Source organism: Candidatus Methanoperedens sp., assembly GCA_027460535.1.
In the GTDB taxonomy this organism is placed as follows: domain Archaea; phylum Halobacteriota; class Methanosarcinia; order Methanosarcinales; family Methanoperedenaceae; genus Methanoperedens.
The window spans coordinates 35,464-46,778 of record JAPZAR010000020.1 but is presented as its reverse complement, the minus strand read 5'-3'; the positions used below and the strand labels follow the sequence as shown (position 1 = coordinate 46,778).

Below are 11,315 nucleotides of genomic sequence, written 5' to 3'. Positions count from 1 at the left end.
TAATGAGGACCCATGATTATAGGATCCCCAGAAAATATGAAAATGAAATTCCAATCCGGTCAGGCGACAGAAAAAAGCTATCTTTGATCTTTCCTCAATTCCTTCAATTTCTCAATCTTTTCCAGCGTTCCATTAACCGCTTCCCTCTGCTGGTTTTCAAGCTGAGAGATTATATCATTGAAGCCGATTTTAAGCGAGTATATCTTATAAGGTCTTCCCTTACCCACCTTTTTCTCTTCACGCTCATTTATCCATTCCCGCTCCTTTAGCTGCTTTATTGCAATGCTTACTTCGGGCTGATACAATCTGGCCACTCTTTCCAGGTCTACCGATGTAGCATTATCCACATTCTGAAGATAGCTCAGAGTTCTGGCAATATTCCTGCTCATACCAATTGCAATAAGTGCATCGGCAATTTCCTCGTGCTTATCATCGAGTTGTTTAATATTGCGTTTTTCCATAATGATTTCCCATATTAGTTCTTGCAATAAGTCATACTGTTATTATATTAATCTTTCGATACGTTATCTTTTACTCACTAATATTCACCTCAAAAAAAGCAGAAATTACAGAAAATAGTTTTATAAAGATTGATAAAATTTCTATTATTATTTGTTAGAGGGAACTGCTGAAGAGATCAGAAGAATCCTAAATGCACTATTTGAAAAAGATTAGTTTGATTCATGTAAAATTGAATGAATCAATATGCAAATCCGAAATCATTCCAAGCTGTATTACTTCGATTGGAATTACATTTTTTATACAGTATCTATGAACCCTTGGGTCATGATTAGTTTCACCCCGCTTGGATATTCCCTTTATAATTACCGAACAATTCTTAATTGAGGTGACATATATGGATTTATTCTGGAGCGGTCTTGTTAACAGAGCATCCGAACACACATGGAACGAAAGGAAAAGCCAGTTCAGTATTGTACATGAAACAGCTATAAAAAAAATAGAACTTGAAAAATCCTTAGAGAATTAGCTTTAATTCAATATGTTATTGAAATAATTGGAGAAGATAGACTTTAAGAAAACATACCCAGAATTTTAACGAATGAGGAAGAGTTACGCTCATAGTGACAGCTCTCATGATAAGGATGGCGTTCTAAATGTTTGTGCAAATAGGGATGATATGAAAATTAGCTTTCTCGGAACTAATGGATGGTATGATACAGATACTGGAAACACTATATGCACCCTCATAGAAACCAATAGCCACTTTATTATTCTTGATGCTGGCAATGGATTTTATAAAATAGACCGGTATATTGTCAACACCAGCAGGAAACCGATATACCTTTTTCTCAGCCACTTCCATCTTGACCACATCATCGGCCTGCACATTCTGAATAAATTCAATTTCCGGCAGGGACTGCACATTTATGGACAGGAGGGTACAAAAGATATACTTGACAGAATAATCAATACGCCTTACACGGTTCCGTTTTCAAAATTGCCTTTCAAAGTTGATATTCATGATCTTCCTGAAGGGCGCCATGAAGTTCCATTTTCAGTAGAATGTCGATTCCTGTTTCATTCTGCAAAATGTATGGGATATCGATTTGAACTGGATGATAAAATAATAGCTTATTGCGCTGATACCGGTATTTGTGAAAATGCAAAAGAATTATCGCGAAATTCTGATCTCCTGATTACAGAATGTTCATTTAAGAGTGGATATAATAATGACAATTGGCCGCATTTGAATCCTGAAGGGGCAGCGCGGATAGCAAAAGAGGCAAAAGCAAAAAAAATGGTTCTATTGCACTTCGATGCAAATATCTACCAGACATTACGGCAGAGGAAAGAAGCCGAGGAGAAAGCGAGAGAAATATTCCATAATACGATTACCACACTTGATGATATGCAATTTGAAATATAAAATATTGACAGTATTGGCAAGAACCAACTCTATGGTAATTATTCTTCAATCGCGACTGAATGCCATCGGCATTCATCAGAATTCAAGCTCATTCCCGCCAATGCCAAAAACTGAAGTCGTATTGCAGGGTGAAAAAGAAAAATACTTAATCCTTACTGTCATTCTGGGATAGTACTGCGAGTGCACATGAACTATGACTACATTATTGTGGGTGCAGGGGTCGTAGGAAGCTCTACTGCCTATCATTTGAAAGGTGCACAACCTGAGAGCAAGATATTGCTCATTGATAAGAACCGTACCGCAGGTGCAGGGAATACGGCAAAGAGCGCAGCTCTTTACCGGAACTTTTTCTCATCTTCCATAAGCAGGATTCTTGCAGGCAGTTCCATCAAGTATTATCTGGAACTTGGCGATAAGGTCCAGATAGACCCAATAGGTTATCTCTGGCTATTTTCCGAAGAGCAATGGAAAAAATCCCAAAAAGCCATACGGCCCCTTGATCCGAAAAATGACCGATTCGAAGTACTGGACAGAACAGGATTATTTGATATTCTCAGGCTGAATACCGAAGCAAAAGGCTTTTTCCCCGATGTTCATAAAGGGATATACTGCCATCTGTGCGGCTCCATCTCCGCGATGGCTCTTGCAAAGCATTATGCTTCCGGGTTTGAATCATTAGGTGGACATGTCCGTTTCAATACCGATATTAAAAGCTTCATTCTGACAGGTCAGAACAGCCGCTACGCTCCATGGGATGGAGTTAAAGTCAGCGGGATCATGGATCAGAATGGCGATACCTATCAGGCCACGCGATTTGTTATTGCTACCGGGGCATGGACGCATGATCTACTCGCTCCGATCGGTATCGCCTCAGGCATACTTCCCAAAAAGCGCCAGCTCTTCGCACTGAGTATTACGGATCCGGCCCAACTCCTGGTCAACAAGAATTCTTCACCTGCTATTATCCTGCCTGCGGGAGGCGTTTATATCAAACCTATACTTGATAGAAATCTGCTGATTATTGGCTGCGCAGACGACCTTGGCCAGCCATTCCTGATGTCCGATCTCGAGCCGGATCCTCTCTATTTTCACATGGCAATTGAGCCGGTTTTAAATCACTATTTCCCCGAGCTTCTGGGGTACACGCTGTCTCTCAAATGGGCAGGATACTATGACTATCATTGGCCTGACATGACCCCGGTTATCGAATCCGTGTCCAATCTGACATGGGTGAGCGGAACTTCCGGGAGCGGCATAATGAAAGCCGATGCCATTGGGCGGATCGCGGCCGCAGGATTACAGGGACATGAAGAGGCAATGCTTGCGGATGGGACAAGGTTCAAGGTATCCAGACTTTCGCTGCGCAACAGGGATGTTGAAATGGAAGAGCTAATAATCTGAAACAACCAGAATCAAATCATTTGACCTTTAACTTCTCCACTGTCTCCATAATATTCTTCCAGTGTTTTCCCTGCCAGTAAACCTGCCCGCAATTATCGCATATCCAGAACTCTGTCCCGCTCTCAAGCCTCAACTGGTATACATAATCTTTCTTTTCAACAAGCGACATCTCACCGGGCTTTATCTTTCTGATAGCTGAATTGCATAATGTACACCTGTCCATCTCTGGTTCGAATCTGATATTGAATTCATCGTGCATCTCCTTGAGCTGCTCAGTGATCTCGGAAGACCGTATCAGATACGAGGTAATCCCCTTTTTCATGGCCTTCCTGATGAGAAGCCTGTCCCTGGAAACCAGGACCCTCCCCTCAGTTTCTGCCAGCCTGAAAAGAAATTCATCCTCGTTCTCCTGCTTCCCGATCCCAAGAGTGTCGTATCCCAGAAGGCGAAGCCATCGCGAAAGCCTACCAAGCATCCTGTCCATTATAAATTTCATAAATAATTTGTCTTATGAGCTTTTAGGGTTGCTCCTGACAAGCGATGTCACCACCGCGATCCCGCATATGACCGCAGAAACGACGTACGTATCATGGAATGCCGGAAGGAAAGAACCGTCAACATTTCCATAATAGACATACCTGTTAGAAAATACTGCCCCAGAAACCGCTATGCCTATAACCATGCCCATATTCCTCATGGTTCCCAGTGTACCTGCTGCAATACCCAGCTGTTCCTTTGGGAGCGAACCCATTATTATGCTGTTATTCGGCGCCTGGAACAATCCCAGTCCGAGGCCGAGAAGGGCAAGACGCGACGTGACGTCGATAAAACCCGCTGACGATTCCATGGAACTTAGCCACAGTATGGATAAGCTTGATATCCCTATTCCGATTGAACTCAGCACATACGAGCTCGTCCTGTCCGAAAGCCAGCCGCTCACCGGGGATATAACAGACATCACAAGCGGCACTGCCAGGAACACAATACCTACGTCCTCCGGTGAGTATCCAAGTTCTTTTTCCAGGAAGAAAGGCATCATAAGGATGACGCTGAACATTGCCATAAAACTTATAAGCGCACTGATATTGGCGGCTGCGAACGGCCTGTTCCTGAAATGCCGCAGTTCCATCATGGGATGCCTGGCTTTGTTCTCAACAATAATAAATAACACAAAAAATACGAACGAGAGGATGAAAAGCGAAGTAATATAATATGAACTCCAGCCGAATTCCTGGCCCTGGCTCAAAGCGAGCAATAACAAGATGAGACTTATAAAAAGGGTAAGAGCGCCCGCCGCATCAAAGGTTTGCCCCTGCGTGGTTTCTTCCTCCCGGAGAATTCGGACTGCCATCGCCGTACCGAAAATCCCGATAGGTATATTGATATAAAAAATTGACTGCCAGCCCACATGCTCTATCAGAAACCCGCCTGCTACAGGCCCGGCCATTGAACCTATGGCGACTACTGTTCCTATCAGACCCATTGCCTTGCCTCTCTCCCTTGGAGGGAATGCATGCGTGATTATCGCAACCCCGGTAGCCATCAGCATAGCAGCCCCTATGCCCTGTACTATCCTGTAGAATATCAACTGGTTTTCAGTTGCTGAAACCGCGCACAATCCTGACCCTATCGTAAAAAGGGCAATTCCACCAGCAAATATCGTTTTTCTTCCGACCATATCAGAAATCCTTCCGAGGCTGAGGAGAAGGCTTGTGATCGTCAGCAGGTATGCCATGACTACCCATTCGATAGTTGTTATATTGGTCTTGAAGTATTCAGTGAGCGTGGGAAGAGCCACGTTCACGATGCTCGTATCCAGTGTGGCCATAAAAATGCCTATCCAGATAGTGAACATCGCTTTCCACTTGTATTCCATTCACAGTCCCTTCACATGTTTAAGGATATGCCCCATCTCGGGCAGAACAAGTTCAAGGGCAAGCTTAACCGCATTTGGCGAGCCTGGAAGGCAAAATATCGCCTTCTGGCGGGATACGCCTGCAATTGCCCTGGATAGCATCACTGCGTTTCCTATCTGTTCTATGCTTTTCTGCCTGAACAGTTCCCCGAAACCGGGCATCTCTTTTTCAAAAAATGACATCACGGCTTCTATGGTCACATCTGCGGGGGAGAGACCTGTTCCTCCGGTCGATAATATCACATCGGCTTCCGAATAAAGGCCCCTCTTCAATGCTTCCCGGATCATATCAATATTATCAGGGAGCAGCTCGTAATGCACCACCTCGCTCCCCTGTACCTCGACCATTCCCCAGATAAGTTTTCCTGAAGCATCCTCGGCTCGTTCCGGCCGGTCAACGTTACCATATTTCTCGTACCGTGAGGTGCTTATAGTTAATATTGCACATTTGTAAGGCCTTTGCGAATTTTCTCTGTGAAGCCGCGGTATGTCCATAAGGGTTCTTATATCCTGAAGGATATATGAATGTATTTATAATGAGATTTCTTGCCGTTGATGTTGGAATGGGAACACAGGACATACTGCTATTCGACAGCGAAAGAAATATCGAGAACTGTGTCAAGATGGTACTGCCTTCCCAGACACAGATTCCCTTCAGGTTTGCAGCGCCTTTTGGGGATATGATGCTCACCGGCTGCTTCGGATTGACGGATGCCTATATCAATCATGCAGGAGATTAAGAGAGCGAAGGCATGAATAGGGAATTATACAGACCTGTGATGGACGCCATAGCCGCTTTTATTTTGATCGTGGTTGTTAAGCTCGTTGCACTCCTCACTCTCAAGGATGTTGGGACAATTTATCTGGCTCTGGATTTTATCCTTTCCCTTTTGGTGATCGTCGTTCTGTTGAGATTCAGGAAGGATTTCAATCACCAGCTGAGTATAGCTTTGCCGGGGTACCCTGAAACCAGGTCGGCAGTATCCGGGCTCGTTTTTCTACTCGTTGTACTCACTCTTTTCGGGATGTTCACACCCTTCTCAGGCCTTCTGCCGCATGGTGCATATAATATTATTTTTTTCATTCTGGCACTGGTTCCGGTTTATTCCCTCTGGAATATCTTATATAAAAAAAGGGGCAGATTTTCAGACCTTATGGAGTATATCATAGCCGAGGAAAAGAAAAGATGTTCCTGCGGCTGGGAAAATCCAGGATCGAATAAGTATTGCGGCAGGTGCGGGTCGCCTCTTCCGGAAAATGAGGTCATTAGGAACGAATTCAATTAGTATTCGAGAGAATTACCCTTCCATTCAGTAGGCCAAAAATTATTCTTCAACCTTAGCTATTTTTTCTTAAAATGAGCGTTCCACAAATTAGATTCCAGACAATGTTTGTCTATGATAATAATAATAATCATATAATTATGATAATTGTAATGATAGATTTTAAATAGTATACATACAATACTTTTGATTAGGTATGAGTTTCACGAAAATTCTCTCCAGGATAATTTACTTTCTAAAATCCCAGGATGCGGTATCTGAGGTGATGGATTTTGTCATATTTGCTGGAATTCTCATACTCTCTTTAAGCATTATAGGAATTGCAGGCTATCCAGTATTAAAAAATACCCAGAAGAACATACTTATAGAAAACACCAAGCAGAGCTTTATTCTACTTGCAGCTAATATCAATAAAATAGTGCTCGGACAGGCACCTTCGCAGAGCATGGAATTAAAGGTGGACGGAGGAACGGTCAGTGTTACAGGCAACAGTACGATCAATATAACAGCGAAAAACTCAACCGGCCAAACAATAACGCTGGTTGATCAGCAAATGCGCAGCATTCAAAGTTCAACAGAGGATACTGTTATTGCTTATGAGGGAACTGGGGCATGGGCAAAATATCCAGACGGTGCCGTACTCAATTTTTATGAGCCTCTTTTAGCCAGACAGGACAATATCCTTTTTGTGCCAGTTGTATATGTAAGCGGAGATTCATCTGCAGGAGGCAGCGGTATAATAAATGTTAAAGTTAAAGGGGTGCAGAGTATCGCTTTTTATGGTAATATGAGCAATATCACGGTCACAATCGCTAGCAGCTACTCAGACGCCTGGAAGGATTACTTCATAAGCAAACTTAAATGGGATAGCTGTAACCCCAATGAATGTACCGCTCGACTCAATACACCCAATGTGGACGTCTATATACTGAACATCCAGATGGACACGGTGATCGAATGATGTTCCTAAGATCTGAAAATGGAGAGTCTGAGGTTACAGGTCATTTATTAATACTGAGCTTGACTCTCATAGGGGTGGGCATGATAACAGTGCTCAGCATGTCTACGATCTACAACCTGCAGGATATGTTAAGTACTAAGAATGCTGAGCAGACCTTTAATATATTTAACATGTATGCAACCCAGGCAATAATTGGGCAATCGCCGAGCCAGATAGTTAATATGAATCTTGGAGGAGGAGCCGTTACAGTTGAACCCAATAGTACAGGCAGAGAAAGTTACATAACAATAAAACGAGAGAAAATAAATGATATTGTTACAATACCCATGGGAAAGGTAACTTATCGCAATGGAGACTGGATAGTAGCTTACGAAGGAGGTGGAGTGTGGTCGAAATACCACTCATCTGCTTCTGCGATGCAATCTCCTCCAAAATTTGATTATAATGGTGTTACTTTAACCATTGCAGATATCAATATTAGAGGTAATGGCTCGGCTGGTGGGAAGGGGATTGCTTCTGTTTTCTTTAAAAAGGATAACCCTCTGATACTGTACCCAAATGCAAGCGTTCCGAACATGACAAATCCGGTCCAGAGCAGCAGCGGAGCAGTTTATGTGAATGTTACAAGCGATTTCTATGATGCATGGGCCGAATATGCCAGAAGTCTAAAATATGCAACAGTCAGCACAAATTCAACAACCCGTACAGCCAGCATAAAACTTTCAACTGTGCCTGTATTTGGATCTAATAATCCAATAACCAACCCCATTACTTTAAGGGGGCTTGATCCCAGCAATCCCACTCCGGTAAATGATTTCAGCTTCAGGTTAGTGCCTTACGGTGGCATCCTTGATTGGGATATATACTTTTCTTCAGGGACAAAGACATTGATATTCCATATTAAGGGAGGTACCAATCCTGGGAACAAAATTGATATATTTGCTGGTTATGAGGACGATGGTTCTGGATATTTACTACCAGCTGAGACCTGGGATGGTACTGGCAAGCTTGTGGTGCAGGGGCAAACTGGAAACGTCTACCTTGACGTGGATTTATTGAGCACTAGTCTTAATTTAAGTTATAATAAGAAAGATGTCGGCACAGGAACTGTTAAAATTCCGGGAAAATATTTTAATGGTTCCAATTTTTCGTGGCCTAGCAATCCCCCGCCGTATAAATGGTTCTTCAATAAAAGCAATGAGTCCTGGGTTTTTTCAAATACCGCCATTGGTGCTAGCGGGACTGTAGTAGGCACCAATATAACTACAGATGGTGTGGGTGCCCCTCTTGGCTCGCTTTCTTCCAACATGAGTTTAGTGTCTCCACCAAATTTAGTAACTTCAAGAACCACCTGGCGTTCACCTAATTTCACGAGCAATAGAACCCCTGTTTCTGCTGTTCTAAACTTCAGCTTTAAGGTTGCGCGGTTCACTGGAGCTGGAGGCAGCTGGACTTACAGTGAATTAAATAATTACAGTGTATTCCTCATAGATCCTAACGGGACTATAAAACAGATATACCAAACGACACCATTTAACGAGACGACTCCACTGATATGGAATAACATTTCCAATAGTCCTATAGATGTAACATATTTTAATATCACGGGCAATTATGGTTTGTTATTAGCTGCAAATTTAACCAACCAGGAAGCGGGTGGAAAGGGCGTACTCGATGTCAGATGGGACAATCCAACTATCACGCTCAATTATGATACAAACAGAAGTCTTTCTGAGATTACCCAGCACTACATCCAGATAATGGCACCGGATGGAGATGTGTCTTTCTTTCAGGCTTACGCGGCAGGCAGGCAGCCGTCGTCCGATTCCACCATGCTCCTGGACTACAACTCAACAAATGCGTCCATATACATGTTCGTCTCGCAAAATATTGCAAATGTGAGCATTAGATAACCTCTCGAATGTGCCGGCAGAAGGATAAAACCAGTACGGATCGGCCTGAAAAAGTTAAAATGCTTTTATTTCGCAAATTTTAAGGAAAATAACGAGTTCAATGATGAATATAGTGTCACCAGAAAATAAAATTTTAATTCCCTATCCGAGCCGCACAGTCATCCCCGATGACCCACGGCTTAAGTCTGATTTTAAGAGTGACATGAACATTTGGAGTTATAACTTCTTTCCAGTCCAATATCCAGCCGAAGTCAGTCAAGTATAGCATATCTGTCTCCGACCTGCGGGAGCTGGATTAGGTCCGGGACAAAAAAAGCAGTAAAGCAATATTTCTCTGTACATGGTTATGAAGAGGATATATCAATAAGCGCATTGATATTATGTAGAAATTTACCTATTAAGACGAGGTAAAGGAGCAATGAAAAAAAGAACTCGGACCCAGCTGGGCAGGACCGGATATCATTATCTTAAAGCCGCCACGAGAGCAGTCTCGCCTGCATTAAGGACTGTATAAATGTGGTCACTTGACAGCCTAAAGAAAATGGATCCCTACGATTTTGAGCTTCTCTTAGGCGACCTTTTCGAAGCAATGGGGTATGCAACCCAGGTGACACAGCGTTCCCGGGACTATGGAGTGGATATTTTGATAAAACTTGAGCATTTTGGAATATCCCATTCATGGATTGTGCAGGCAAAGAAATATAACGGCAGTGTAGGCGTGCGTGAGGTACGGGAATATGGCAGCCTGAGAATGCGTGACCGTGTGGACGGGGTGATAATCGTAACAACAGGCTATTTCACGCAGGATGCCATTGATGAAGCAGATCAGTATAACGTCAAACTGATATGCGGGGATGTTTTGGTCGGAATGCTCAACAGGTATCTTTTAGCCCTTCCTCCTGAGAATAACGAATCCGGCCGGGAAATAAATGTGAACGGTAGCAAAACCGACCTCCTGCTGCATGACAACGAGGAGATACTGCTGCGAGAGCCGGTCAGCATCAAAGGAACCAGGTTTGAACTCGTCCTGAGCAATAGGAATATGTTTCTCAAAGAGATTGGCTTCCTTAGCAAAAACTCTTCATTGAAGCATAAAATAGCGATATCAAAAATAATTGGGGCTAAGCAAGAAAAGGACGGCATACTTTTGTTCATAGGCGGGGAAAATATCAAGACATACCTTGTCAAAGGCAACGGGAGGATAATGGATATTCTTGATCGGGTGAAGCCCCTGTTGCCAGGGCAGGTTGAAAAATTCATTAAGTATTCAAGAAGTGGAGCACGAACCACCATACTGACTAACAGGCGCCTTTTTTTTAGGGAAAATGGGAATATCTGGCAGATGCCTCTTTATCGCATAAGTGGGGTGGACGTTAAAAATGGACTGATCTTTAGTAATTCAAAGCTCGTCCTTTTTATAACCGGAGAAAGCATTGAATCCAAAGAACTTGCGGTAGAAGATGCAAAAACCTGGAAATCCGAGATAGAAACTGCGGTCAGGTCTTCCCGAGTATCCTGAGTGCAAGATGTGCTGCATTTTCACCGTTATCAATTCCCACACACGCCACAGGCACCCCTCGCGGCATCTGAGCTATGGATAAAAGAGCATCCAGACCTCCAAGTTTTGAGCTAACAGGTACGCCTATGACAGGTTTTCTTGTGCGTGAGGCGATCATCCCAGGCAGCGCTGCAGACAACCCGGCGATAGCTATGAATATCTCTGCGTCGCTCCCCGTAACATAAATATCAAGTTCATGAGGATTTCTATGGGCGGAAAGAACGGTTATCTCATGCTCCACTCCGGCTTTAGTGAGAATTTCCGATGCACGATCTCCTATATGCCTGTCTGATTCCGACCCAATCAATATTGCTACTGTTACCATAGTCCATTAAAGGTCAATAAACCATAAAATCTTTTTTAATCTAAACTTGATATATGAAAAATCTGAAAGTA

At 43.1% G+C, this 11,315-nt stretch carries 14 protein-coding genes; 8 read left to right on the top strand and 6 right to left on the bottom strand.

The window, feature by feature from the left end; genetic code table 11:
• Positions 1–77: 77 nt before the first annotated feature.
• Positions 78–461, bottom strand: a complete 384-nt coding sequence (locus O8C65_08250; GenBank protein ID MCZ7356909.1) for a transcriptional regulator protein — start codon at positions 459–461, stop codon at positions 78–80.
• Positions 462–856: 395 nt separating this feature from the next.
• Between O8C65_08250 and O8C65_08245 the strand changes: the two genes are divergently transcribed.
• The 3 genes from O8C65_08245 to O8C65_08235 all read left to right on the top strand — a co-directional run bounded on the left by O8C65_08245 (position 857) and on the right by O8C65_08235 (position 3,289).
• Positions 857–988: a hypothetical protein gene (locus O8C65_08245; protein MCZ7356908.1), complete on the top strand. Its 132-nt coding sequence runs from the start codon at positions 857–859 to the stop codon at positions 986–988.
• Positions 989–1,060: 72 nt separating this feature from the next.
• Positions 1,061–1,888 (top strand): ribonuclease Z, encoded by an 828-nt coding sequence (locus O8C65_08240; protein ID MCZ7356907.1) that lies wholly within the window; start codon positions 1,061–1,063, stop codon positions 1,886–1,888.
• A gap of 186 nt (positions 1,889–2,074) precedes the next feature.
• A complete protein-coding gene (locus O8C65_08235) occupies positions 2,075–3,289 on the top strand; it encodes an FAD-dependent oxidoreductase (protein ID MCZ7356906.1) in 1,215 nt (404 codons plus the stop codon).
• A 16-nt stretch (positions 3,290–3,305) separates the two neighbouring features.
• Here the strand turns inward: O8C65_08235 and O8C65_08230 are convergent, their stop codons facing one another.
• The 3 genes from O8C65_08230 to O8C65_08220 are packed head-to-tail and all read right to left on the bottom strand — an operon-like array spanning position 3,306 to position 5,699.
• Entirely contained in the window at positions 3,306–3,785 is a 480-nt protein-coding gene (locus tag O8C65_08230; protein MCZ7356905.1) for a Mut7-C RNAse domain-containing protein, read from the bottom strand.
• A gap of 12 nt (positions 3,786–3,797) precedes the next feature.
• Positions 3,798–5,165: an MFS transporter gene (locus O8C65_08225; protein MCZ7356904.1), complete on the bottom strand. Its 1,368-nt coding sequence runs from the start codon at positions 5,163–5,165 to the stop codon at positions 3,798–3,800.
• Positions 5,166–5,699, bottom strand: a complete 534-nt coding sequence (locus O8C65_08220; protein MCZ7356903.1) for a MogA/MoaB family molybdenum cofactor biosynthesis protein — start codon at positions 5,697–5,699, stop codon at positions 5,166–5,168.
• A gap of 41 nt (positions 5,700–5,740) precedes the next feature.
• Between O8C65_08220 and O8C65_08215 the strand changes: the two genes are divergently transcribed.
• The 4 genes from O8C65_08215 to O8C65_08200 all read left to right on the top strand — a co-directional run bounded on the left by O8C65_08215 (position 5,741) and on the right by O8C65_08200 (position 9,361).
• Complete coding sequence (locus O8C65_08215; protein ID MCZ7356902.1) at positions 5,741–5,944, top strand: hypothetical protein; 204 nt, start codon at positions 5,741–5,743, stop codon at positions 5,942–5,944.
• A gap of 12 nt (positions 5,945–5,956) precedes the next feature.
• Positions 5,957–6,490: a zinc ribbon domain-containing protein gene (locus O8C65_08210; GenBank protein MCZ7356901.1), complete on the top strand. Its 534-nt coding sequence runs from the start codon at positions 5,957–5,959 to the stop codon at positions 6,488–6,490.
• A gap of 193 nt (positions 6,491–6,683) precedes the next feature.
• The gene (locus O8C65_08205) at positions 6,684–7,448 is read left to right on the top strand and encodes a hypothetical protein (GenBank protein ID MCZ7356900.1); all 765 of its coding nucleotides are present in this window, start codon (positions 6,684–6,686) and stop codon (positions 7,446–7,448) included.
• Positions 7,445–9,361 carry a hypothetical protein gene (locus O8C65_08200; protein ID MCZ7356899.1) on the top strand — a complete coding sequence of 639 codons (1,917 nt, stop codon included), beginning with the start codon at positions 7,445–7,447 and terminating at the stop codon, positions 9,359–9,361. Before O8C65_08205 ends, O8C65_08200 begins: the two co-directional genes overlap by 4 nt.
• A gap of 133 nt (positions 9,362–9,494) precedes the next feature.
• On the opposite strand, the gene O8C65_08195 is transcribed toward O8C65_08200, so the two are convergent.
• Positions 9,495–9,629, bottom strand: a complete 135-nt coding sequence (locus O8C65_08195; protein ID MCZ7356898.1) for a hypothetical protein — start codon at positions 9,627–9,629, stop codon at positions 9,495–9,497.
• A 273-nt stretch (positions 9,630–9,902) separates the two neighbouring features.
• Here O8C65_08195 and O8C65_08190 point away from each other — a divergent pair, with 273 nt between their 5' ends.
• Entirely contained in the window at positions 9,903–10,880 is a 978-nt protein-coding gene (locus tag O8C65_08190) for a restriction endonuclease (protein ID MCZ7356897.1), read from the top strand.
• On the opposite strand, the gene purE is transcribed toward O8C65_08190, so the two are convergent.
• Positions 10,858–11,244 (bottom strand): 5-(carboxyamino)imidazole ribonucleotide mutase, encoded by a 387-nt coding sequence (gene purE / locus O8C65_08185; protein MCZ7356896.1) that lies wholly within the window; start codon positions 11,242–11,244, stop codon positions 10,858–10,860. The genes O8C65_08190 and purE overlap by 23 nt on opposite strands.
• Positions 11,245–11,315: the final 71 nt, after the last annotated feature.